Source organism: Geodermatophilus sp. SYSU D00079 (assembly GCF_054050635.1).
Genome location: NZ_JBJGZS010000001.1, coordinates 65,911 through 88,660, shown reverse-complemented (window position 1 = coordinate 88,660; position 22,750 = coordinate 65,911). Strand labels below are relative to the sequence as shown.

The 22,750-nt window shown below is 75.4% G+C and carries 21 protein-coding genes and 1 tRNA gene; 16 read left to right on the top strand and 6 right to left on the bottom strand.

What is annotated here, in order from left to right; translation table 11 throughout:
* Positions 1-36: 36 nt before the first annotated feature.
* The 3 genes from ACI79E_RS00455 to ACI79E_RS00445 are packed head-to-tail and all read left to right on the top strand — an operon-like array spanning position 37 to position 2,223.
* Positions 37-1,041: a SurA N-terminal domain-containing protein gene (locus ACI79E_RS00455; RefSeq protein ID WP_456930574.1), complete on the top strand. Its 1,005-nt coding sequence runs from the start codon at positions 37-39 to the stop codon at positions 1,039-1,041.
* A 4-nt stretch (positions 1,042-1,045) separates the two neighbouring features.
* Complete coding sequence (locus ACI79E_RS00450; RefSeq protein WP_456930573.1) at positions 1,046-1,960, top strand: MazG family protein; 915 nt, start codon at positions 1,046-1,048, stop codon at positions 1,958-1,960.
* Positions 1,961-2,007: 47 nt separating this feature from the next.
* Positions 2,008-2,223 carry a hypothetical protein gene (locus ACI79E_RS00445; protein WP_456930572.1) on the top strand — a complete coding sequence of 72 codons (216 nt, stop codon included), beginning with the start codon at positions 2,008-2,010 and terminating at the stop codon, positions 2,221-2,223.
* Between the two features lie 57 nt (positions 2,224-2,280).
* Here the strand turns inward: ACI79E_RS00445 and ACI79E_RS00440 are convergent, their stop codons facing one another.
* Positions 2,281-2,841: a dihydrofolate reductase family protein gene (locus ACI79E_RS00440; protein ID WP_456930571.1), complete on the bottom strand. Its 561-nt coding sequence runs from the start codon at positions 2,839-2,841 to the stop codon at positions 2,281-2,283.
* Between the two features lie 184 nt (positions 2,842-3,025).
* Between ACI79E_RS00440 and eno the strand changes: the two genes are divergently transcribed.
* Genes eno through ACI79E_RS00415 form a run of 5 tightly spaced genes read left to right on the top strand, consistent with a single transcriptional unit; the run spans position 3,026 to position 6,835 of the window.
* Positions 3,026-4,306: a phosphopyruvate hydratase gene (gene eno, locus ACI79E_RS00435; RefSeq protein ID WP_456930570.1), complete on the top strand. Its 1,281-nt coding sequence runs from the start codon at positions 3,026-3,028 to the stop codon at positions 4,304-4,306.
* A 13-nt stretch (positions 4,307-4,319) separates the two neighbouring features.
* Positions 4,320-4,895, top strand: coding sequence for an FtsB family cell division protein (locus ACI79E_RS00430; protein ID WP_456930569.1), 576 nt, complete (start codon positions 4,320-4,322; stop codon positions 4,893-4,895).
* The gene (locus ACI79E_RS00425; RefSeq protein WP_456930568.1) at positions 4,892-5,386 is read left to right on the top strand and encodes a DUF501 domain-containing protein; all 495 of its coding nucleotides are present in this window, start codon (positions 4,892-4,894) and stop codon (positions 5,384-5,386) included. Before ACI79E_RS00430 ends, ACI79E_RS00425 begins: the two co-directional genes overlap by 4 nt.
* Positions 5,383-6,333 carry a Ppx/GppA phosphatase family protein gene (locus ACI79E_RS00420; RefSeq protein WP_456930567.1) on the top strand — a complete coding sequence of 317 codons (951 nt, stop codon included), beginning with the start codon at positions 5,383-5,385 and terminating at the stop codon, positions 6,331-6,333. Before ACI79E_RS00425 ends, ACI79E_RS00420 begins: the two co-directional genes overlap by 4 nt.
* A 52-nt stretch (positions 6,334-6,385) precedes the next feature.
* Positions 6,386-6,835: a VOC family protein gene (locus ACI79E_RS00415; protein WP_456930566.1), complete on the top strand. Its 450-nt coding sequence runs from the start codon at positions 6,386-6,388 to the stop codon at positions 6,833-6,835.
* Between the two features lie 7 nt (positions 6,836-6,842).
* Here ACI79E_RS00415 and ACI79E_RS00410 read toward each other — a convergent pair whose 3' ends face one another.
* Positions 6,843-7,157: a DUF4235 domain-containing protein gene (locus ACI79E_RS00410; RefSeq protein WP_456854709.1), complete on the bottom strand. Its 315-nt coding sequence runs from the start codon at positions 7,155-7,157 to the stop codon at positions 6,843-6,845.
* A gap of 47 nt (positions 7,158-7,204) precedes the next feature.
* Here ACI79E_RS00410 and ACI79E_RS00405 point away from each other — a divergent pair, with 47 nt between their 5' ends.
* From ACI79E_RS00405 to ACI79E_RS00375, 7 genes are all read left to right on the top strand, one after another.
* A complete protein-coding gene (locus tag ACI79E_RS00405; RefSeq protein WP_456930565.1) occupies positions 7,205-7,990 on the top strand; it encodes a uracil-DNA glycosylase in 786 nt (261 codons plus the stop codon).
* 9 nt (positions 7,991-7,999) lie between these two features.
* Complete coding sequence (locus ACI79E_RS00400; protein WP_456930564.1) at positions 8,000-9,379, top strand: NAD(P)/FAD-dependent oxidoreductase; 1,380 nt, start codon at positions 8,000-8,002, stop codon at positions 9,377-9,379.
* 34 nt (positions 9,380-9,413) lie between these two features.
* Positions 9,414-9,487: transfer RNA gene (locus ACI79E_RS00395), tRNA-Leu, on the top strand.
* Positions 9,488-9,693: 206 nt separating this feature from the next.
* Entirely contained in the window at positions 9,694-11,274 is a 1,581-nt protein-coding gene (locus tag ACI79E_RS00390) for a trypsin-like peptidase domain-containing protein (protein WP_456930563.1), read from the top strand.
* The gene (locus ACI79E_RS00385; RefSeq protein ID WP_456930562.1) at positions 11,258-12,793 is read left to right on the top strand and encodes a serine/threonine-protein kinase; all 1,536 of its coding nucleotides are present in this window, start codon (positions 11,258-11,260) and stop codon (positions 12,791-12,793) included. Before ACI79E_RS00390 ends, ACI79E_RS00385 begins: the two co-directional genes overlap by 17 nt.
* Positions 12,794-12,807: 14 nt before the next feature.
* Positions 12,808-15,096, top strand: coding sequence for an FHA domain-containing protein (locus ACI79E_RS00380; protein WP_456930561.1), 2,289 nt, complete (start codon positions 12,808-12,810; stop codon positions 15,094-15,096).
* 132 nt (positions 15,097-15,228) lie between these two features.
* A complete protein-coding gene (locus ACI79E_RS00375) occupies positions 15,229-16,083 on the top strand; it encodes a Bax inhibitor-1/YccA family membrane protein (RefSeq protein ID WP_456930560.1) in 855 nt (284 codons plus the stop codon).
* An 80-nt stretch (positions 16,084-16,163) separates the two neighbouring features.
* On the opposite strand, the gene ACI79E_RS00370 is transcribed toward ACI79E_RS00375, so the two are convergent.
* Both ACI79E_RS00370 and ACI79E_RS00365 read right to left on the bottom strand, forming a co-directional pair.
* A complete protein-coding gene (locus tag ACI79E_RS00370) occupies positions 16,164-17,384 on the bottom strand; it encodes an acetyl-CoA C-acetyltransferase (protein WP_456930559.1) in 1,221 nt (406 codons plus the stop codon).
* A 92-nt stretch (positions 17,385-17,476) separates the two neighbouring features.
* Positions 17,477-18,496, bottom strand: coding sequence for an SGNH/GDSL hydrolase family protein (locus tag ACI79E_RS00365; protein ID WP_456930558.1), 1,020 nt, complete (start codon positions 18,494-18,496; stop codon positions 17,477-17,479).
* A 67-nt stretch (positions 18,497-18,563) separates the two neighbouring features.
* On the opposite strand from ACI79E_RS00365, the gene ACI79E_RS00360 reads away from it, so the two are divergent.
* Positions 18,564-19,928, top strand: coding sequence for a DUF2252 domain-containing protein (locus ACI79E_RS00360; RefSeq protein WP_456930557.1), 1,365 nt, complete (start codon positions 18,564-18,566; stop codon positions 19,926-19,928).
* Here ACI79E_RS00360 and ACI79E_RS00355 read toward each other — a convergent pair.
* Positions 19,894-20,715, bottom strand: a complete 822-nt coding sequence (locus tag ACI79E_RS00355; RefSeq protein ID WP_456930556.1) for an alpha/beta fold hydrolase — start codon at positions 20,713-20,715, stop codon at positions 19,894-19,896. The two genes, ACI79E_RS00360 and ACI79E_RS00355, sit on opposite strands and share 35 nt — an antisense overlap.
* Before the next feature lie 52 nt (positions 20,716-20,767).
* The gene (locus tag ACI79E_RS00350) at positions 20,768-22,750 is read right to left on the bottom strand and encodes a VWA domain-containing protein (RefSeq protein WP_456930555.1); all 1,983 of its coding nucleotides are present in this window, start codon (positions 22,748-22,750) and stop codon (positions 20,768-20,770) included.

Below are 22,750 nucleotides of genomic sequence, written 5' to 3'. Positions count from 1 at the left end.
GTCGTGGGTCACAGGGGTTGTGGCACCCTCCGGGGCGTGCACAGCCGTCGCCTGACCGCATCGCTGGCCCTCGGTCTCGTCACGCTGGCCGGGGTGGCCGGCTGCCGTACCTCGCCCAACGTCGCCGCCTACGTGGGCGACGAGCGGGTCACCGTTGCCCAGCTGCAGACGGCGGTGGACGAGCGGCTGGCCGACCCGGCGCTCGCCGCGGCCACCGAGGGCCGGCAGGACGAGTTCACCCGCCTCGTGCTCACCCGGATGGTGCAGGCCGAGGTCTACGCCCAGGCGGCCGAGGAGTACGGGGTCACGCCGTCCGACGCCGACGTCCAGGCGCTGCTCGACGAGCTGATCGGCGACCAGGACCCCGAGGCGCTCTACAGCCAGGCCGCCGCCCAGGGCGTGGGGCGGACCGACATCTTCGAGACCGTCCGCCAGCAGCTGGTGCGCCAGCGCATCGCGGTCGCGGAGGGGCTGGCCGAGGGGCTGTCCGAGGAGCAGCTGCGCGCCGACTACGAGGAGGCGCTGCCCTCCCTGTCGCAGGTCTCCCTCGGTTACGTGACCGTGCCCGACCAGGCCGCCGCCGACGCCGCCGTCGCCACGCTGCAGGCAGACCCGACCGCCTACCCGGCCGTCGCCGCCCAGTACCCGTCGAACACCACGCTGCCCCAGGTGACGCCGCGCGCGGCCGACCAGGTGCCGACCGCCATCGCCGACCGGGTCACCGCGGCCGCACCGGACAGCGCGTTCTCGGTCGCCGTCCCGGAGGTGGGCGGCGTGCTCGTCGTCTTCGTGGGTCAGCCGGTCGTGCCGAGCTTCGAGGAGGCGCGGGGCGACCTGGAGGACGCCGCCGCCTCCGAGGTCGACGACGCCGCGCAGCAGCGGGTCGCCGACGTCCGCGACGGCCTGGACATCACCGTCAACCCCCGCTACGGCACGATCGAGGAGGGCCAGATCGTCCCGGCCGACGGCGGGGTCGTCGACATCCTCGACGGGGGCGGGGGCACCGGCGCGGCCGCCGGTCCGGCGGCTGCCGGAGACTGACGGCGTGCCCGTCGCGCTCGCCGTCACCGTCAGCCCCTCGCTCCCCGGCCTGCTCGGCCCCGCCGGCTGGCGCGCCCTGACCGGCGAGCGGCCCGTGGTCGCGCTGCCCGGCGCCGCGGCGACCGCCGCCGCGCTGCGCGCCGCCGGCTGGGCCGTCGAGGACCTCCCCGACGCCGCCGCGGCGCAGGCCCGGCCCGACCAGGTCGTCGCCCTCGTGGCCGGGGAGGACATCGACGCCGCCGAGGTGGTCGACGGCGCGCCGACGCCGGCCGGCACCCGGCTGCTCGACGTCGTCGCCGTGATGGACCGGCTGCGCTCACCCGGCGGCTGCCCGTGGGACGCCGAGCAGACCCACGCCTCGCTGCGCGGGTACCTGCTGGAGGAGGCGCACGAGGCCTACGACGCGATCGTGGACGACGACCCGGTGGCGATGCGCGAGGAGCTCGGCGACGTGCTGCTCCAGGTCGTCTTCCACGCCCGGGTGGCCGCCGAGGCCGCGGGGGACCGCCGGTTCACCGTCGACGAGGTGGCCGGCGACCTGGTCGACAAGCTGGTCCGCCGGCACCCGCACGTGTTCGGGGACGCCGGTCCCCGGGACGTCGCCGAGGTCGAGGCGGGCTGGGAGGAGATCAAGAAGGCCGAGAAGCAGCGTCGCTCGCCGACCGAGGGCGTCTCCCGCTCCCAGCCGGCCGCGGCGTGGGGCGCGGCGCTGGTGCGCCGGGCCGGCCGGGCGGGGCTGCCCGTCCCGGAGCCGGCCGAGCTGTCCACCCGCAGCCCCGAGGAGCTGGGGGAGCGGCTGCTCGCGGTCGTGAGCGGGGCCGCCCAGCGCGGCTGGGACGTCGAGGACGCGTTGCGCGAGGCGGTGCGCCGGTACGCGGGCGAGCTCGACGCCGCGGCGGAGGAACGCGTCCGGGACTGACCGCCCTCCGACGCGCGGGACACCGCGTCCGGGGCCACCATCGTGGTGTGGCCAGCTCGGGACGGTCGGGTGCCGGCGTACCCCGGCACTGCTCGTGGATCGCCGGTGCGGTCTTCGTCTGGCTGGTGGGCGGGGTCGTCGTCGGGGAGTTCCTCGACGGTCCGTTCGACCCGCTCCGGGTGCTGGTCAACGTGGTGCTCGCCGGCCTGGTGGCCGGGTTCGTCGCCTGGCTGTTCCGAGGCGCCGACCACGGCGGGAGCTGACCCGCCCCGGTCGCGAGGGCCGGGCTCCCGGAGCCCGGCCCTCGCGACCGGCCCTGGTCAGGCGGAGGCGGGCGGCCCGTAGGTCAGGTGCGCCACCCCGTTGCTCAGGCTCTCGGCACCGAGGAGGGACAGCGGCGTACGGGGGGCGCCGTCGGGGAACAGCCGGATGCCGGTCCCGACGGCCAGCGGGTAGACGTAGAGGTGCAGCTCGTCGACCAGCCCGTCGGCCAGCAGGGCCCGCACCAGGGTGATGCTGCCGCTCACGTAGAGGTCGCCGTCCGACTCCGCCTTGAGCGTGCGCAGGCGCTCGGCGTCGTACCCCCCGACCACCGTGGAGTTCCGCCACACCGACTCGGCGTCGGACAGCGTGGAGGAGACGACGTACTTGCGGGTGTCGTTGAAGAACGGCGCGCCCTCGTCGTCCTCCGCGGTGCGGGTCGACCACGCCGGCGCGAACATCTCGAACGTCGTGCGGCCGAGCAGGATCCCCGACGCCGACCCCGTGAGGGCGCCGATGGAGGCGGCCAGGTCGTCGGGGAAGCCGTAGTCGACCGTCCACATGGGGGCGTCGGTCACCCCGTCGACGGTGGTGAACTCGTGGACCTTGATCGCGCCCAAGGCGTGCTCCTCAGCGTGTCGGTCCGGCGCGCCCTGCGCGCCGGCGGAACGGTGTCGTGGAGGAGACGATGACCGACGCCGCTTCTCATCGGTGCGACGACGCGGTGTCCGCGAGTCGGCCCGCGGGCGGGCCGTCCACGCGCGGCGGGTGAGCGCTCCCGCGGGGGCTGGCTAGGCTGCCCCCGTGCCCAGCATCGACGCCGTAGGCGCGCGGGAGATCCTCGACTCGCGCGGAAACCCCACCGTGGAGGTCGAGGTCGCCCTCGACGACGGGACGATCACGCGGGCCGCGGTGCCCAGCGGCGCCTCCACCGGCGCGTTCGAGGCGGTGGAGCTGCGCGACGGCGGGGAGCGCTACGGCGGCAAGGGCGTGACCAAGGCCGTCGACGGCGTCCTCGACGTCATCGGCCCGGAGCTGGTCGGCTACGACGCCAGCGAGCAGCGGCTGGTCGACCAGCGGCTGCTCGACCTCGACGGGACGCCGGACAAGTCCCGCCTCGGCGCGAACGCGATCCTCGGGGTGAGCCTCGCGGTGGCCAAGGCCGCCGCGGAGTCCGCCGGGCTGCCGCTGTTCCGCTACGTCGGCGGGCCCTCGGCGCACCTGCTGCCGGTGCCGATGATGAACATCCTCAACGGCGGCGCCCACGCCGACAGCAACGTCGACGTGCAGGAGTTCATGATCGCCCCGATCGGCGCGGCGACCTTCGCCGAGGCGCTGGCCGTGGGCACCGAGACCTACCACGCGCTGAAGTCGGTGCTGAAGGGCCGTGGGCTGTCCACGGGCCTGGGTGACGAGGGCGGGTTCGCCCCCGACCTGCCCAGCAACCGCGACGCGCTGGACCTCATCGCCGAGGCGGTCGAGAAGGCCGGCTACACCCTCGGCACCGACGTCGCCCTGGCGCTGGACGTCGCCGCCACCGAGTTCCACGCCGACGGCGGCTACGACTTCGAGGGGCAGACCCGCTCGGCGGAGTACCTCACCGACTACTACCGCGAGCTGGTCGACGCCTACCCGATCGTCTCGATCGAGGACCCGCTGTCGGAGGAGGACTGGGACGGCTGGATCGCGCTGACCGCCGCGCTCGGCGACCGCGTGCAGCTGGTCGGCGACGACCTGTTCGTCACCAACCCGGCCCGGCTGGCCGACGGCATCGAGCGCAAGGCGGGCAACGCGCTGCTGGTGAAGGTCAACCAGATCGGCACGCTCACCGAGACCCTCGATGCGGTGAACCTGGCCCACCGCAGCGGCTACCGCTGCATGATGAGCCACCGCTCCGGCGAGACCGAGGACACCACGATCGCCGACCTCGCCGTCGCCACCGACTGCGGGCAGATCAAGACCGGCGCCCCCGCGCGCAGCGAGCGGGTGGCCAAGTACAACCAGCTGCTGCGCATCGAGGAGGAGCTCGACGACGCGGCCCGGTACGCGGGTGCGGCGGCGTTCCCGCGGCTGAGCGCCCGATGAGGTCCGCCCGCCGATGAGCGCCGCGCGCGCCCGCCGGGGCGGGCCCGCGCCGGCCGGGCGCCGCTCGACCGGGCGGCCGATCACCCACGCGGCGTCCCGACCGGTCCCGGCCGGCTCCCGCGCGGGCGCGGGCAGCCGGCCGGAGGCGCGGCGGCCGGGTCGCCGCACCCCGCGGACGACGGCGGCCCCGGGCACGCCCCGGCGGCCGCTGTTCACCGGCCGGGCGGTCCTGCTCGGCGGCCTGGTGCTGCTGCTGGCCCTCACCCTCGCCGGGCCGGTCCGCCAGTTCCTGGCCGGGCGGGCGGAGCTGACCCGGCTGGCCGCCGAGGGCACCGAGCTCGACCGGCGCATCGAGGACCTCCAGGACCAGCTGGCCCGCCAGGGCGACCCCGCCGTCATCGCCCGCGAGGCGCGGGAACGGCTGACCTACGTGCTCCCCGGCGACCGCCTCGTCGTCGTGGTGGACGGCGACGCGGTCGAGGGCGACGCCGGCACCGTGCCCGAGCCGGACGACGGTGACCTGCCCTGGTACGACGCACTGCTGCAGTCGGTCGCCGAGGCCGACGGCGACGAGGAGCCGAACGAGTGAAGGAACCGGTCACCCCGGCGGAGCGGGAGGTCGTCGCCCGCCAGCTGGGCCGGCCGCCGCGTGCGGTGCGCGCCGTGGCCCACCGCTGCCCGTGCGGGCAGCCCGACGTCGTGGAGACCTCGCCGCGGCTGGAGGACGGCACGCCGTTCCCCACGCTGTACTACCTGACGTGCCCGCGGGCCAACGCCGCCGCCAGCCGGCTGGAGTCGGCCGGCCGGATGCGGGAGTGGCAGGACGAGCTGGCCACCGACCCGGAGCTGGCGGCGCGCTACCGCGCCGCCCACGAGGCCTACCTCGCCGAGCGCGACGCCCTCGGGGTGCTGCCGACCCGCAACACCGCCGGCGGCATGCCCGACCGCGTCAAGTGCCTGCACGCGCTGGCCGGTCACGCGCTGGCCGCCGGCCCGGGCGTCAACCCCATCGGCGACCGCGCGGTGGCCGAGATGGGCGAGTGGTGGGCGAACGGCCCGTGCGCCCAGGAGGACCGATGACCCGCGTCGCCGCGATCGACTGCGGCACCAACTCCATCCGCCTGCTCGTCGCTGACGTCCCCCCGGAGGGGCCGCACCGCGACCTGCTGCGCCGGATGGAGGTGGTCCGCCTCGGTCAGGGCGTCGACGCCACCGGCCGGCTGGCGCCCGAGGCGATCGAGCGCACCCGCGTCGTGCTGGGCGAGTACGCCGCGCAGGCGCGGGAGCTGGGGGCCGCGGCGGTCCGGATGGTGGCGACCAGCGCCAGCCGGGACGCCGCCAACCGCGCCGACTTCGAGGACATGGTCGTCGCGACCCTCGGCCAGCTGCCCGACGTCGTCGCCGGGGACGAGGAGGCGCGGCTGTCCTTCCTCGGGGCCACCGCCTCCCTCGACGCCGCGGTCGCCGCGCACGGTCAGCCCGCGCCGCACCCGCCGTACCTGGTGGTCGACATCGGCGGCGGGTCGACCGAGTTCGTGCTCGGCGACGCCGGCGGGGTCCGGGCGGCCCGCTCGGTCGACATCGGCTGCGTCCGGCTCACCGAGCGGCACCTGCACGGCGACCCGCCCACCGCTGACGAGATCCAACGCGCCGAGGCCGACATCCGCACGGCGCTGGCCGACGTGGCCGCCACGGTGCCGGTGCACGAGGCGGCCACCCTGGTCGGGCTGGCCGGCTCGGTGACCACCGTCGCGGCGCTGGCGCTGCACCTGCCCGTCTACGACCCGGTGGCCATCCACGGCTCGCGGATCCCCGTGGCCGGCGTCCGCTCGGTGACCGCCGGCCTGCTCACCGCGACCCGCGCACGGCGGGCGCTGGAGGCGGTCATGCACCCGGGCCGGGTCGACGTCATCGGCGCCGGCTCCCTCATCCTGCGGGTGGTCATGGACGCCTTCGCCCTCGACGACGTCGTGGTCAGCGAGCACGACATCCTCGACGGCATCGCCCTGCAGCTGGCCCGCGGCTGACCCCGGCAGAGGGGGTGGTCAGGCCGCCCGGTCGGTCCCTACGTTGCCGGACGTGACGGTCTACCGGATGGACCACGTCGGCGTCGTGGTCGAGGACCTCGCGGCTGCTGTCGCCTTCTTCGTCGAGCTGGGCCTGGAACTGGAGGGCGAGGCGACCGTCGAGGGGGAGTGGGTGGACCGGCTCGTCGGACTGGACGGCGTCCGGGCGGACCTCGCCGTCGTGCGGACCCCGGACGGCCACGGCCGGGTGGAGCTGTCCACGTTCCACACGCCGGTGACCACCACCCGTGCGCCGAGGGCGCCGGTGAACACCCTCGGCATCCCCCGCCTCACGTTCGCCGTCGACGCGGTCGACGCCGTCCTCGACCGCCTGCGTGCCCACGGCGCCGAACTCGTGGGTGAGGTGGCGCAGTACGGGGAGGTCTACCGGTACTGCTACGTCCGCGGCCCCGCCGACGTCATCGTCGGGCTGGTCGAGGAGCTGGGTCCCGCGCGCGGCTGACCCCGGCTCAGGTGGTGCCCTGGTTGATCCCCGGGGGCAGCTTCCCGGTCAGCTTCTCGTAGCTGGCCGCGGCGCCGCGGGCGGCCACCAGGCGCCCGGCGGCGACGGCCAGCCCGGAGACCGCGGCCCAGGCCAGCGCCTCGGGCCAGCTGACCCCGGGTGCCGCGGGGTTCTTCGGGGGCGTCGTCCCGCGCACGCCGTACCAGGCGGCGTCGGTCGCCTTCCGGACGGCGATCCCCGCCGGCACCGCGAAGCCCGCCGAGAGCAGCTTCCAGGTGAGCGGGGCCTTCTGCTTCTTCTTCCTCGCCACGACGGTGATCATGCCGGGGTCCCCGTCGGCACGCAGATCACGGGTGGTTCCCTGACGGGGTGGCGACCGATGCGGCCGGCTTCCCGGTGACCCGTACCCCCGCCGGCGTCGTCCGCGGGGCGCGGAGGACCCGCGACCTCGCCGTCCTGGACGCCCGCATCTCCGGCTGCCGCGCCTGCCCCCGCCTGGTGGCCTGGCGGGAGGAGGTGGCCCGGGTCAAGCGGGCCTCCTTCCGCGACGAGGACTACTGGGGCCGGCCGGTGCCGGGGCTCGGCCCGGCCGACGCCCGGATCGCCGTCGTCGGGCTCGCGCCGGCCGCGCACGGCGGCAACCGCACCGGCCGGGTGTTCACCGGCGACCGCAGCGGCGACTGGATCTTCGCCGCGCTGTGGCGGGCCGGGCTGGCCAGCCAGCCGACGTCCACCCACGTCGGGGACGGGCTGGAGCTGACCGGCGTCCGGGTGGCCGCGGCGGTGCGCTGCGCCCCACCGGCCAACGCGCCGACGCCGGAGGAGCGCGACACCTGCTCGCCGTGGCTGGCGCGGGAGCTGGCGCTGCTGCCGGAGCTGCGGGTCGTCGTCGTGCTCGGCGGGTTCGGCTGGACGGCGCTGTGGCCGGTGCTGGCCGAGGCCGGGTACCGGCTGCCCCGGCCACGTCCGGCGTTCGGGCACGGGGTCGAGGTGACCCTCGAGGGGCCGCGCGGTCCGCTCACCCTGCTGGGCAGCTACCACGTCAGCCAGCAGAACACCTTCACCGGCAAGCTCACCGAGCCGATGCTCGACGCGGTGCTCACCCGGGCCACGGACCTCGCCGCGGCCCTGCCGGGACCGGTGTCGCGGCCCTAGGCTCCCTCCATGGCGCAGCGTCCGGTCGTCCTGGTCGTGGGTGGCGGTTACGTCGGGCTGTACACCGCCCTGCGGCTGCAGAAGAAGCTCTCCCGGGGGAGGGCGGAGATCGTGGTGGTCGACCCGCAGCCACACATGACCTACCAGCCGTTCCTCCCCGAGGCCGCGGCCGGCTCGGTGGAGCCGCGCCACGTCGTGGTCCCGCTGCGGCGCACCCTGCCGCGCTGCCGGGTCATCACCGGCGCGGTCACCGGGCTCAGCCACGCCGAGCGCCGGGCCAGCATCGCGCCGATCGAGGGGCAGCCCTTCGAGCTCTCCTACGACGTGCTGGTCATGGCCGCCGGCTCCGTGGCCCGCACGCTGCCCATCCCCGGGCTGGCCGAGCACGGCATCGGGTTCAAGAACGTCGGCGAGGCCATCTACCTGCGCAACCACGTGCTCGCCCGGCTGGACGCGGCCAGCTCGACCGACGACCCCGCCGTCCGGCGCCGGGCGCTGACCTTCACGTTCGTCGGCGGCGGGTACGCGGGCGTGGAGGCCTTCGCCGAGCTGGAGGACATGGCGCGGTACGCCGTGGAGCACTACTACCCGCGGCTGTCGCCGTCGGACATGCGGTGGGTGCTGGTCGAGGCGATGGGGCGGATCCTGCCCGAGGTCGACCTCGACATGGCCGCGTGGACGGTCAAGCAGCTGACCGCCCGCGGCATGGACGTCCGGCTCAACACCCGCCTGGAGTCGGTGACCGACTGCCACGTCCGGCTCAGCGACGGCGACGAGTTCGACAGCGACACCCTGGTCTGGACGGCGGGCACCAAGCCCAACCCGGTGCTCGCCGAGACCGACCTGCCGCTGGACGGCCGCGGCCGGGTCGTCTGCGAGGCCACCCTGCAGGTGGAGGGGATGCCCGACGCGTGGTCGGCCGGTGACCTCGCCGCCGTCCCCGACCTCACCAAGGAGGCACCGGACGCGACCACGGCACCCAACGCCCAGCACGCCGTCCGGCAGGCCAAGCGGCTGGCCGACAACATCGTCGCCGTCCTGGGCGGCGGGCAGCCGCAGCCCTACCGGCACGCCTACGCCGGCTCGGTGGCCAGCCTGGGCCTGCACAAGGGCGTGGCGCAGGTCTACGGGGTGAAGCTCAAGGGCTGGCCGGCCTGGTTCATGCACCGCACGTACCACGTCAGCCGCGTGCCCACCTTCAACCGGAAGGCCCGGGTGGTGGCCGACTGGACCCTGGCCGCCGTGTTCCGCCGCGAGGTCATCTCCCTCGGCCAGCTGCAGGACCCGCGGCGGGAGTTCGTCGCCGCCGCCAACACCGGGCGGACCGGCGCGCTGCCCCCACCGTCGGCGGCCGACCGGGCCCAGTCCCGCCCGGCCCAGGCCTCCTGAGGGCCGGTGCCGGTCGGGCTACCGTGCGCTGCGGGCCCCCGTAGCCCAATCGGCAGAGGCAGGCCCCTTAAAAGGGTCCGAGTGTCGGTTCGAACCCGACCGGGGGCACAGCGTGACGGCATGCGCGGAGGGAGTTCCGGAACGCGGGGCCGGAGCCGTCCAGAGCCGGACGACGGTTGACGCCTGCCGGATGACGGGTCACGTTCTCGCTGCCGCCCGAGCCCACCGGGGCGGTCGCCGAGCCTGAGAGCGAGGCCAGGTCATGGCCCGATCGCGCACCCCCGTCGCACCCCGCGGTCAGGCGGAGCGCTGACATGCGCAGGGCACCCACCGTCGTCGCGCTCGCGGCCGCCGCGGCCCTGCTCGCGACGTCCCCGGCCACCGCCGCCGACGACGGCGGCACCGACCTCGTCAGCGGGGTCGAGGGCACCAAGGCCGCGCTGGTCCGCATCGAGACGTCGGTGATCGCGGAGATCGTGCACATCAACCACTCCACCGGGGACGTGGAGCTGCTGCGGGGCCGCTACACCGTCCCGCTGGACACCGGGACCGGCGTCTACACCTCCGCGGACGGCGTCATCGTCACCTCCGGGCGGACCGTGGAGATCGACCAGGAGACGGTGTCGGTCTCCTCGGCCAACCAGCTGTTCACCGACCAGCTGGGGCTCACCCTCACCGGCAACGACGGCGACATGGCGCGGCGGGCCACCACGAACGACCGGTTCTGGAGCGCGCACCTGACGCACTGCTACGACCGCGTCGAGCACTGCGTCCTGTTCACCGTCCCCGAGTACACCGTCATCCCGTACACCGGCACGCCGACCCGCGTCCAGGCCGACCTGATCGGTGCGCCCGACGGGCCCGGCGGGGTCGCCGTCCTGCGCATCGCCGGCGGTGGCGGGACGCCGACGGCGGAGCTGGCCGGCGACGGGGAGGCGGCCCCGGCCGACGCCCTGCTCGCCGGGTTCGACCAGCCGCCCGCCGCCGGCCAGCCGCCCGTCACCCTGCCCGTGCGGACGGCCGAGGGCTCCGACCAGCTGACCGCCGAGGGCAACCTCCCCGCCGCCCTCGCCGCCGGGATGAGCGGCGGCCCGGTCGTCGACCCCGAGACCGGGCGGCTGGTCGGACTGGCCACGACCGCGGAGGACGGGACGCCGAGCCTCGTCCCGGTCGCCGACGTCCGGACCGCGCTGGACGCCGCCGGCGCCCCGCCGAGCGCGTCGGCCTTCGACGCGGTGTTCCGCCGCGGGGTCGACCACCTGGCCGGTGGCGCGTCGGGTGGCGCGGCGGCCAGCGCGTTCCAGGAGTCGCTCACCTACTACGACTCGGCCCTGGCCGCCCAGCACCTGCAGACCGCCCAGGCACAGGGGCAGGGGGCGGGCGCCGCGTCGGACACCGGCGACGAGGGGCCGCTCAGCGGCACGACCGGCTGGGCGGTGCTCGCCGGGGCGCTGCTGCTCGCCGCCCTCCTCGCCGCCCTGGTGGTCCGGCGCGGCCGGGCACGGCGGCCCGCGGCCGGGCGCGGCGGCGGAGGGGCCGGGCGACCGGCCCGCGCCGGAGGGAGGGCGCCGGACCCGGTGCCGGCCACGGCGGCCGGTGGCCAGGTGCCGCCCACCACGACGGCCGCGGCACCCCGCAGCGGTCGCGGTCCCGCGCCGGACGGGGCCGGCCGGTCGGCGGCCGACCTCACCACGGCGGCGCCGCGGGTGGTGCCGGTGGCCGTCCCCCCGCCGGCCCGCGCCGGCAGCGACCCCTCGACCGGGCCGGCCGCGGGCGCCGCCTGGGCGCGGGTGGCCGCACCGGCGGGGGAGTCGCCCGGCTTCTGCTCCGACTGCGGGAAGGGGCTGCGGGCCGGGGCCCGCTTCTGCGGTGCGTGCGGTGCCCGGGTCGGATGAGATGGCCCTGCCGCAGTCCCTGCTGGAACCCGGTGGGCACTTCGGCGACTACCTGATCGAGTCGATCGTCGGCCGGGGTGGGATGGGCGTGGTCTACCGGGCCCGTGACACCCGCCTCGACCGGCCGGTGGCGCTCAAGCTGCTGGCCCCCGAGCTCACGGTGAACAGCAACTTCCGCAGCCGGTTCGTCCGCGAGTCGCGGCTGGCGGCCGCCGTCGACCACCCCAACATCATCCCGATCTACGAGGCCGGGGACGCCGGGGGCCGGCTGTTCCTGGCGATGCGCTTCGTGCGGGGCGTCGACCTGCGCACCGATCTGGACCGGCGCGGCTGCCTCCCGCTGGACGAGGCGCTGGACGTGCTCGCCCAGACGGCGGCGGCGCTGGACGCCGCCCACGACGCCGGCCTGGTCCACCGCGACGTGAAGCCGGCCAACATCCTGCTCGCCGACTCACCGCACGGTGGCCGCCGGCACGTGTACCTCACCGACTTCGGCCTCACCAAGCGCTCGGCGTCGGAGTCCGGGCTCACCGCCACCGGACACTTCCTGGGCACGCTGGACTACGTCCCCCCGGAACAGATCCGCGGGGAGCCGGTCGACGCGCGCGCCGACGTCTACGCCCTGGCCTGCGTGGCCTACGCCGTCCTCGTCGGCCACCCGCCCTTCGACCACGAGGACGACGCCGCGGTGCTGTGGGCGCACATGTCCACCGACCCGCCGCCGCCCAGCCGGGAGCGCCCGGAGCTGCCGCCCGCCGTGGACGACGCGCTGGCGGCCGGCCTGGCCAAGGACCGGGACGACCGGCCGGCCACCTGCGGGGAGCTGCTGGCCCGCATGGGCGCCGGTGCGGTCGAGCCGCCGGTGCGCGAGCGGTCCGTGGGCCGGCCCCGTCCGGAGCCGTCGCCGGGCGGGCGCCGGGGGCCGCGGCGGCCGGTGCTCCTGGCGGTGGCCGCGGCGCTGGTGCTGGCCGTCGCGGCCGTCGCCGTCGTGCTGCTGCGCGGCGAGCGCGGGTGGACGACGTTCACCGACCCCGGCATCCCGTACCGCCTGGACGTGCCCGGCGACTGGGTCGCCCGCACCGACGGCGCCGGGGACAGCGCCGTCACCGTGCTGTCCCCGGCGGAGCTGCCCGGCCTGTTCGCCGACGACCCCGCCGCCATGGCGGCCGCCGCGGCCACCGCCGAGGACGACCCCGGCTCCGTCGTCGGTCTGGCGGTCTACCAGCGCCCCAGGCTGGGCGGCGCCTCGGCCGCGGTGGTCCTGGAGTCCGCCCGGGCGCTGCTGCCGGGCCAGGACGCCACGCTGACCCCGCGGGGGACGACCCCCGCCGGCGACCTCGAGGCGCAGCTGATGACCGGCCAGTTCGGCCTCGCGGAGGACGTCGCGCTGCAGGTGCGCGTGCTGGCGCTGGAGTCCACGCCCCCGCAGCTGCTGGTCCTCTTCGCGCCGCCGTCGGAGTTCGCCGCCGAGTCGGCGACCTTCGACCGGGTCGTCGGCTCGCTGCGCACCACCGGCTGACCGGGAGGACAGGCATGACGCGGACCCCCCGACGACCGGCGCAGGACGTCCTGCAGGTCGAGGGCCCGGGCCGGGCGTGGACGTTCCCCCGGGAGCAGCCGGTCGTCGTCGGCCGCGACCCGCGGTGCGACGTCCACGTGACCGACGAGCGGGTCAGCGGCATGCACCTGGCGCTGCGCTGGGAGGACGACGGCTGGCTGCTGCGCGACCTCGGCAGCCGCAACGGCACCTGGGTCGACGGGGTCCCGAAGCAGCGGGCGCGGGTCGGCGCGGGACGGGAGGTCAGTGTCCGCGTCGGCGGCGAGGACGGCACCGAGCTGCGGCTGCGCTGCGGGCCGGCCGGCACCGCCGCCCCGGCGGAGGACGGCGCGGGGCGGCAGGTGCTGGTCATCGGCCGCGACCCCGGGTGCGACGTCGTGGTCCCCGACGACCCCGTGCTGTCCCGGCGGCACGTGGCCGTGGAGGTCCCGGCCGACGGCGGTGCCGTCCTCCGTGACCTCCGCAGCTTCAACGGCACCTACCTCAACGGCCGCCGCATCCACGGCGCCGAGGCGCTGCGGCCGGGCGACCGGATCGGCGCCGGCGGCAGCACCTTCGCCTGGGACGGGCGCACCGTCACCCTGGCCGGCGCGCGACGGCCGGCGCTGGACGCCCGGCACCTCACCGTCACCACCGCGCAGGGCCGGCGCCTGATGGACGACCTGAGCGTCACGGTGCGGGCGGGGGAGCTGGTCGCGGTCATCGGCCCGTCGGGTGCGGGCAAGTCCACCCTGCTGGGGGCGCTCACCGGGCTGCGCCCCGCCGGTGCCGGCCGGGTGACGTGGGACGGCCGGGACCTCTACGACGAGTACGAGCAGCTGCGCTTCCTCATCGGGCTGGTGCCGCAGGAGGACATCCTGCACCGCCAGCTCACCGTGCGCCGGGCCCTCGACTTCGCCGCCCGCCTGCGCCTGCCGCCCGACACCACCGCCGAGGAGCGGGCGCAGCGGGTCGCGGAGGTCCTCGAGGAGGTGCGGCTGACCGCGCAGATCGACCAGCGCATCGACTCCCTCTCCGGCGGGCAGCGCAAGCGGACGTCGATCGCCCTGGAGCTGCTGACCGCCCCGCAGATGCTCTTCCTCGACGAGCCGACCTCCGGCCTGGACCCCGGCCTGGACCGGCAGGTGATGGACGGCCTGCGCGCCCTCGCCGACGCGGGCCGCGTCGTGCTGGTCGTGACGCACAGCGTGCTGGCCCTCGACCGGTGCGACCGGGTGCTGCTGCTCGCGCCCGGCGGCCGGGTCGCCTTCTTCGGACCGCCCGACCGGCTGCTGCCGTTCTTCGGCGTCCGGGACCACCCGTCGGTCTTCGCCGCCCTCGAGGACCCGGGGTGGGTGGAGCGGTTCGCCGAGTCCACGCTCCAGCGCCGCTACGTCGAGCCGACCGGCGAGGGCGTGCCGCCGTGCCCCGCGGGCACCGCCCCCGTGCCGCCGCGGCCGGCCCCGCTGCGGCAGCTGGCGACCCTCGTGCGCCGCAACCTGGCCGTCGTCGCCGCGGACCGGCTCTTCCTCGCCCTGCTCGTCGGCATGCCCGTCGTCCTCGCGGTCATGGCGCACGCCTTCCCGGGGGAGGGCGGCCTGTCGATGTCGGCGGCCGGGGGGAACCCGGCCGAGGCGCAGCAGCGGATCATCGTGCTGGTCGTGGGGGCGGCGCTGATGGGGGCGGCGCTGGCGGTCCGGGAGCTGGTGGGGGAGCGGCCGATCTTCCGCCGGGAGCACGCCGTCGGCCTGTCGCCGGCGGTCTACCTCGCCGCCAAGGTGCTCGTCCTGGGCGGGTGCGTGACCTTCCAGTCGGTGGCGTTCTGCCTCCTCGCGCTGCTGGGTCTGCCCGGTCCGGACGACGGGCTGGTCCTCCCGTGGCCGCGGCTGGAGATCGCCGCCGCGGTCGCCGCGGTCGGCGTCACCATGACCATCGCCTCGCTGGCGGTGTCGGCGTTCGCCCGGTCGGCCGACCAGACGATGCCGGCGCTGGTCGCGCTGGTCATGGGGCAGCTGGTGTTCTGCGGCGGGCTGTTCCCCCTGGCCGGGCGGGCCGGCCTGGAGCAGTTCTCCCTCGTGCTGCCCGCCCGGGCCGGCTACGCGGCGATGGCGGCGACGGTCGGCCTGCAACCCCGCGACGGGCCGCAACCCGACCGGCTGTTCGAGGCCACCGCCGGGCAGTGGGCGCTGGACATGGGCCTGCTGGCCGCGCAGTCGACGGTGTTCCTCGCCCTGGCCGCGTGGGGGCTCACCTGGACCGTGAAGCACACCGGCGACGGGAGGTGAGGGCAGCGGGACCCCCGTGCGGGTGTCTTCGCCGGGGTCAGGAACGCAACGGCCCGTCCAGGCGTTGACCTGGTCGAGTGGGTGCAGCACCGTTGGGCCCACGAACCGCCAGGTCACCTCGAGGAGATGACGATGCCCAGCCACAACCCGGTCTTCGGCCGGGGCTTCGCGAACGCGGGCGCCGGCAACGGCCAGCAGTCCGCCCAGTGGGGGGCCCCGCAGTACGGCGCCCCCCAGTACGGTGCGCCGCAGTACGGCGCCCCGACGCAGGACCCGTACGCCGCCCCGGCGCCGTACGCCCGCTCGCCGTACGCGCCGTCGACGACCCGCTACATGACGATGGACGACGTCGTCCAGAAGACGGGTCTGTCGTTCCTGGTGACCGTCCTGGCCGCCGCCGCCGTCTGGGCCATGCCCGGGCAGGCCGCGTGGGGCCTGGCGCTGCCGGCCGTCCTGGTCGCGTTCGTCCTCGGCCTGGTGATCTCGTTCAAGCAGATCGCCAACCCGGTCGCCACGCTGGCCTACGGCGCGCTGTACGGCGTCGCCCTCGGCGCCATCAGCGAGGCCTTCAACACGATCTACCCCGGCATCGTCGTCCAGGCGCTGATCGGCACCTTCGGTGTCTTCGCCGGCATGCTCGTCGTCTACAAGACCGGCGCCATCCGGGTCACCCCCAAGCTGACCCGCTGGATCGTCGGCGCGATGTTCGGTGTCCTCGCGCTGGTCCTGGTCAACCTGGTCGCCGGCTTCTTCACCCCCGGCGGGCTCGGCCTGCGCGACGGCGGCCCGATCGCCATCCTGTTCAGCGTCGTCGTGATCGGCATCGCGGCCTTCTCGCTGCTGCTGGACTTCGACATGGCCGACGAGGCGATCCGCCGCGGCGCCCCGGCGAAGTTCGCCTGGTACATCGCCTTCGGTCTGCTCGTGACCGTCGTCTGGCTGTACCTGGAGATCCTGCGGCTGCTGTCCTACTTCCAGGACAACTGACCGAGGGCCCCGCTGCCGGGGCCAGGACGGACCAGTGGCCCGGTCCCCGTGAGGGGGCCGGGCCACTGGCCTGTCCGGGCTCAGGAGAGGCGCTCGAGCACCATCGCCATGCCCATGCCGCCACCCACGCACATGGTCTCCAGGCCGAAGGTCTTGTCCTCGGTCTGCAGGCCGTTGATCAGCGTGCCGGTGATGCGGGCACCGGTCATGCCGAACGGGTGGCCGACGGCGATCGCCCCGCCGTGCACGTTGAGCCGGTCGATGTCGATGCCGAGGTCGCGGTAGCTCGGGATGACCTGCGCGGCGAACGCCTCGTTGATCTCGACCAGGTCGATGTCGCCGATGCTCATGCCGGCCCGCTGCAGCGCCAGCTTGGAGGCGTCCACCGGCCCGTAGCCCATGATCTCCGGGGACAGGCCGGTGACGGCGGTCGAGACGATGCGGGCCAGCGGGGTCAGGCCCAGGTCGCGGGCCTTGGTGTCGCTCATGACCACGACCGCGGCCGCACCGTCGTTGAGCGGGCACGCGTTCCCGGCGGTGACCCGGCCGTCGGGGCGGAACACCGGCTTGAGCGAGGAGATGCCCTCCAGCGTGGTGCCCGGCCGCGGGCCGTCGTCGGTGCTGACGACGGTGCCGTCCGGCGTGGTGACCGGGGTGATCTCCCGCTCGAAGAAGCCGCTGGCGATCGCCTGCTCGGCCAGGTTCTGGCTGCGGACGGCGAACTCGTCCATCTCCTGGCGGGAGACGTCCTTGAGCAGCGCCAGGTTCTCGGCGGTCTGGCCCATCGCGATGTAGATGTCGGGCAGCTCGCCGTTCTCCCGCGGGTCGGTCCACCCGTCGGCACCGCTCTCCGCGGTCTTGGCCACCCGCGTCCCGGCGTCGGCGAACACCGGGTTCTTGGTGTCGGGGTGGGAGTCGCTGCTGCCCTTGACGAACCGCGACACCATCTCCACCCCCGCGGAGATGAACACGTCACCCTCGCCGGCCTTGATCGCGTGCATCGCCATGCGGGTGGTCTGCAGCGACGAGGAGCAGTACCGGGTGACGGTGGTGCCCGGCAGATGGTCCATGCCGAGCAGCACGCTCACCACGCGGCCCATGTTGTAGCCCTGCTCGCCGCCGGGCAGGCCGCAGCCGAGGATCAGGTCGTCGATGTCGGTCGGGTCCAGCGCCGGCACCTGGTCCAGCGCGGCCCGCACGATCGTGGCGGTGAGGTCGTCGGGGCGCAGGTCCTTGAGCGAGCCCTTGAAGGCGCGGCCGATGGGGGAGCGCGCGGTCGCGACGATGACGGCTTCGGGCATGGGTCCTCCACGATGAGGCGGATCCGACGGGGGACGCCGGACGTCGGGGCGGACCCGAACCTACTCCCCGGTAACGGCCGCCGGGCGCCGCGTCAGCCGACCGTCGTCTGCTCGGCGCGCTCCGCCTGCTCGGCCGTCGGGATCTCCGGCGGACGGCGCCGGCGCAGCCGTGCCCAGGGCCCGCGCGGACCGGTCTCCGAGCCGCGCACCTCGGTCGCCTGGACCTCGGTGCCGGTCCGGCCGGCGGCCTGGGCGGCGGCGCGGGCGACCGGACGGACGGTGTCGCGGCGCAGGTTGCGCAGCCCGCGGTCGGCGGTGGCCGGCCAGACGCCGATCGCGTCGGCCACCGAGGGCAGCAGGACGGCGGCCGCGGCGGCGTACCCCGCGCCGCTCGGGTGGAACTCGTCGACGCTGAACAGGCCGCGGTCCTTGGCGAACGTCGGGCCCAGGACCGACCCCAGCGACACGGTGCGACCACCGGCCTCGACCACGGCGATGGTCTGCGCGGCCGCCAGCTGCCGGCTCCAGCGGCGGGCCAGCAGGCGCAGCGGCTGCGCGATGGGCCGGATGGTGCCGAGGTCGGGGCAGGTACCGACGACGACCTCGGCACCACCCTCGACCAGGCGGCGGACGGCGTCGCGCAGGTGGCGCACCGAGACCGACGGCCGGGTGCGGCTGGTGACGTCGTTGGCGCCGATCATGATCATCACGACGTCGGGGTGCTCGATGAGCGCCTTGTCGACCTGCTCCTCGAGCTCGTGGGACTCCGCACCGGAGACCGCGAGCCGGACCAGCCGCACCGGCCGCTCGGCCAGCTCGGCGAGGGCCGCGGCGAGCAGGACGCCGGGGGTCTCCGCGGCCCGCCGCACGCCCAGGCCCACCGCGCTGGAGTCACCCAGGACGGCCAGGACGATCGGCTTGCCGCGCCCGCGGCCGTAGATGCCGTTGCCCGACGGCGGGTCGCCCTTCGTCGTCCGTGACTCCACGCGCCGCCGGGCCGACCGGGCCTGCGCGCGCAGGAGGGCGACCATCGCCGCCCCCACCAGCCCCACCCCGCCGCCGCCGTAGGCGGCACCGGTGGCCAGCCGCCATGCCGTGCCCGCTCGAGTCACCGCCGTCCGACCTCCCCAGCTGCGTGGACCTCTGTCCCGCAGGTTAACCGCCGCCTACGTTCCCCCCGTGGCAGATTCCCTCGCACGGGTCACCGCCGGACCAACGGACGGTGAACGCAGTCAGGTCATCGTCGACGTGCTGGTCGACGCCTTCTCCGAGCTGATGACCGCCGACGCCGACGCGTTCCGCACCAAGTTCCGCAAGATGGCGGCCGACCCGTTCGCGTTCTACCGGGGCAGCGCCTGCCTCTTCTACGCGGACATGGCGCACCTGGAGGACCGCTGGAGCGACGAGCGCACCGGCCGGGTCTGGATCCAGGGCGACCTGCACGCGGAGAACTTCGGCACCTACATGGACGGCGGCGGGCGGATCGTCTTCGACGTCAACGACTTCGACGAGGCCTACCTGGGCCACGTCAGCTGGGACCTGCGCCGGTTCGCCGCCAGCTTCGCCCTCCTGGCGTGGCGCAAGGCGCTCGGCGACGACGTCATCGGGGACCTGCTGCGCGGGTACCTCGACGCGTACCTGGACCAGGTGGCGGCCTTCACCCGGCTCGAGGACGACAAGTCCTTCGCGCTGGTGCGGGAGAACACCGAGGGCGCCGTGCACGACGTGATCCTGCGGACCAGCGCGCGCAGCCGGCTGACCCTGCTGGAGCGGATGACCGTCGTCGAGGGCTACGAGCGGCGCTTCGCCGAGGGGCCGCGCAACCGCCGGCTGGACGGCGCCGAGCGCGAGCGGGTGCTGGCCGCGCTGGAGCGGTACCGCCGGACCGTCTTCCCCCCACGCCGCCGCCGCGACGTCGCCTTCGACGTGAAGGACGTGATCGCCACCGGCGGCTTCGGCATCGGCAGCGCCGGGCTGCCCGCCTACAACGTGCTCATCGAGGGCTACGACCAGGCGCTGGAGAACGACGTCGTCCTGTCGCTGAAGCAGGGCAACGTCCCGGCACCCAGCCGGATCGTGCGGGACCCGCAGATCCGCGGCTTCTTCGAGCACGAGGGCCACCGGACGGCGATCTCGCAGCGGGCGCTGCAGGCCAACGCCTCCCAGTTCCTCGGGCACACCGAGATCGACGGCGTCGGGTTCGTCGTCCAGGAGCTCTCGCCCTACGAGGTGGACCTGGACTGGGACGACCTCACCGAGCCCGAGGAGATCGCCCCGGTGATGGTCCAGCTGGGCCGGGCCACGGCGAAGATGCACTGCGTCGGTGACGCCGACAGCGACCACACGCTGGTGCCGTTCCAGACCGAGGACGCGATCACCGCCATGGTGGGTGAGCGGCGGGCGGAGTTCACCGCGGACCTGGTCGACTTCGCGCACTCCTACGCCCGGGACACCCAGCGCGACCACCGGCTGTTCGTGGACGCCTTCCGCGCCGGGGCGATCCCGGGGATCAGTTCGAGCGGGTCCCACCCGCTCCGCCGCTGACCTGCGCCGGCAGGTACGCGGCGATCCGGTCGGCCAGGTCGCCGGGATCCCACCGGTGCCCCCTGCCGGGCACCTCCGCGCGCTCGGCGGTGGGCAGCGCGCCGACGATGGAGTCGGCGGCGTCGGCCATGAACGGGAAGGTCTCGGTGCCGAGCAGGACCACGGTGGGGGCGGTCACCGACGCCCACAACTGCCGCCTCGGTGCCGACTGGGTCCACGCCAGCGCCTCGGCGTCGGCCTCGAGGGCCGGTGCCATCCGCTCGAACAGCGGCCAGTGCGGGCCGGCGCGCATCTCCTCGAACCACTCCGGCGGCATGCCGTCGGTGTACAGCCGCCAGATCCCCTCCCGGTCGTCGGCGGCCACCAGCGCCCGCACGGCGGCCAGGTACTCGGCCCCGCCGCTGCCCAGCTCCTCGTCGAGGGGCACCTCCCAGAGCAGGAGGCGCTGCACGCCCGGCACCTGGGCCGCTGCTGCCAGGGCGATCGCGCCCCCCGAGGAGCTCCCGTAGAGCCACGCCCGGCCGCCGACCAGCTCGAGCAGGGCACGGATCGCGGCGACCTCGCCGGCCAGCCCGAACGGCGGGACGCCGCCGCTGTCGCCGCGGCCGGGGCGGTCGTAGTGGACGGCGTCGAAGCCGCGCGCCGCCAGCTCGGAGGTCAGCGCGCGGGTGTCGGGGTCGACGGCGCGGAACTGCCCCGCGCCGCCGACGAGGACCAACGGCTGCCCGGCGCCCTCCCGGTCGTAGGCGATCCGGACGCCGTCCTCGGTCTGCACGTACCCGGTCACGCCTCTACGACCGGCCACGGCGCCGGAACTCAGCGCCCGCCGCCGGCCGGGCTCAGCGTGCCCGACGGCCCCGCCGCGTCCGCAGGTAGTCGGCGACGACGTACTCGCCCAGCCGCTCGCTGTCGGGGGTGAACACCCGGCCGCCGGCCCGCTGGGTGATGTCGTGGACGAAGTGCACCAGGCCCGGCTCCGGGTCGAGGGCGAACACGTTCATCGTCGCGCCGGACCGGGCCACCCGCTCCACCTCGGCCACGGTGCGCGCGATCGTCTCCGGCATCGGCGGCCAGCAGAAGAACGGCGTCCCGTCGTCCTCCAGGTGGGCGGTGGGCTCCCCGTCGGTCACCACCAGCACCACCGGCTCGGCGTCCCGGTGCCGGGCGAGGAACCGCCGGGCCAGCATCAGCCCGTGCTGCAGGTTGGTGCCCTGCAGGGTGTCCACCGACAGCTCCGCGAGGGTCTCCGGGCGCAGCACCTGCGCGGTGGAGGAGAACCCGATGATCTGGATCGCGTCCTGCGGGAAGCGGGTCGTGACCAGCGAGTGCAGCGCCATCGCCGTCGACTTGGCCGCGCCCCACGTGCCGCGCAGCGCCATCGAGTAGGAGAGGTCGACCAGCAGGGCCACCGCCGCGCCGGTGCGCCGCTCGGTCTCGACGACCTCGAAGTCCTCGACGGCGATCCGGACCGCCCGCCGGCCCTCGACGTGCGGCTCGTGCGCGGTGCGCAGGACGGCGTTCTTCACCGTCCGGACGACGTCCAGCGGCTGCTCGTCGCCGAACTGCCACTCCCGCGAGCTGCCGGTGAGCTCCCCGGCCGCGCCGGCGTCGGCGACGTCGTGCTCGCCCCGGCCGGTGGCGTCCAGCTGGGCGAACACCCGCCGCAGCGCGGTCGCGCCCAGTCGCCGGACCGCCTTGGGAGAGAGCTCGAGCTTGCCGTCGGAGCGGTTCAGGTAGCCCTGCCGCTCCAGCTCGCGCTCCATCTGGCGCAGGGCGGCGAGGTCGTCGACGGCCGGCCGGCCCAGCGCCCGCTCCAGCAGCTCCTCGTCGACGTCGGACAGCGAGGCGCCGGCGTAGCCCTGGGAGAGCTGGTTGGACAGCGCCTCCAGGTCGGCGAGCTCGGCCACGGCGCTGGTCGCGTCGCCGAGGCCCAGGGACTGCTCGCCGTCGGGCACCTGGCCGCGCTGGCCCCACGGCAGGTCGGGCCGGGCCTGGCGGAGGGCGTCCTGCAGGTGCGCCATCTCGCTGGCCAGCCCCATGTCGGCCATCGTCTGGGCCATGAGGTCGGCCAGCTCGGCCCGCTGCTCGGGGGAGAGGCCGGCCATCATCCGTTCCTGGGCGGCGGCGCGGCGGGCGAGGGAGTCGATGAGCTCCTCGATCGACTGCGGGTCGTCCGGGAAGAACTGGCCGTGCTTCTGCATGAACTGCTCGAACTGCTCGTCGGTGTCCTCGCCGCGGTTGTGCGCGTCGATGAGCTGCGAGAGGTCGGCGACCATGTCCTTGACCGCCTGCATGTCCTGCTCGGTGGCGTTCTCCAGCGCCTGCTTCATCGAGGTGAAGGAGCTGTCGAGCACCTCCCGGCGCAGGAGGTCCTGGATCTGCTCGTAGGCCTGGCGGGCCTCCGCCGAGCGCCACTCGTAGTCCTTGAGCGCGCGGACGGCGCCCGCGGTGTCCTCGGGCAGCGCGTCGAGCTCGGCCTCCTTGAGGCGGGCCATGTCGTCCGGGTCGGGGAACAGCTCCCGCCGCTCGGCCTCGACGGCGCGGTCCAGCAGCTCGCGGACCTCCTGCAGCGTGCCGTCCATGCGCCCGGCCGTGCGGGCCTGGCGCAGCCGCTCGCGCACCGACCGGCGCAGCTCGTCGAGACCGCGGCGGCCGTCCATGCCGCGCCGGAGCAGCTCGCGCAGCGCCTCGCGCACGCCACTGCCGCCGAGCACGGAGTCGCCGATCTCGTCGACGGCACTGCCCAGGTCGTAGGGCGGGGCCAGCGGGTCGGGCCCGCCCCGCCAGCGCCCGTACCGGTAGCCCTTCCCGGGCCTGCGCAC

Excerpts from the sequence above, each read along its gene's own strand:
- ACI79E_RS00430 (WP_456930569.1), top strand. The coding sequence starts at position 4,320 with ATGAGCGCCGCGCGCGCCCGCCGGGGCGGGCCCGCGCCGGCCGGGCGC.
- ACI79E_RS00420 (WP_456930567.1), top strand. The coding sequence starts at position 5,383 with ATGACCCGCGTCGCCGCGATCGACTGCGGCACCAACTCCATCCGCCTG.
- ACI79E_RS00410 (WP_456854709.1), bottom strand. The coding sequence starts at position 7,157 with ATGATCACCGTCGTGGCGAGGAAGAAGAAGCAGAAGGCCCCGCTCACC.
- ACI79E_RS00400 (WP_456930564.1), top strand. The coding sequence starts at position 8,000 with ATGGCGCAGCGTCCGGTCGTCCTGGTCGTGGGTGGCGGTTACGTCGGG.
- ACI79E_RS00390 (WP_456930563.1), top strand. The coding sequence starts at position 9,694 with ATGCGCAGGGCACCCACCGTCGTCGCGCTCGCGGCCGCCGCGGCCCTG.
- ACI79E_RS00380 (WP_456930561.1), top strand. The coding sequence starts at position 12,808 with ATGACGCGGACCCCCCGACGACCGGCGCAGGACGTCCTGCAGGTCGAG.
- ACI79E_RS00375 (WP_456930560.1), top strand. The coding sequence starts at position 15,229 with ATGCCCAGCCACAACCCGGTCTTCGGCCGGGGCTTCGCGAACGCGGGC.
- ACI79E_RS00370 (WP_456930559.1), bottom strand. The coding sequence starts at position 17,384 with ATGCCCGAAGCCGTCATCGTCGCGACCGCGCGCTCCCCCATCGGCCGC.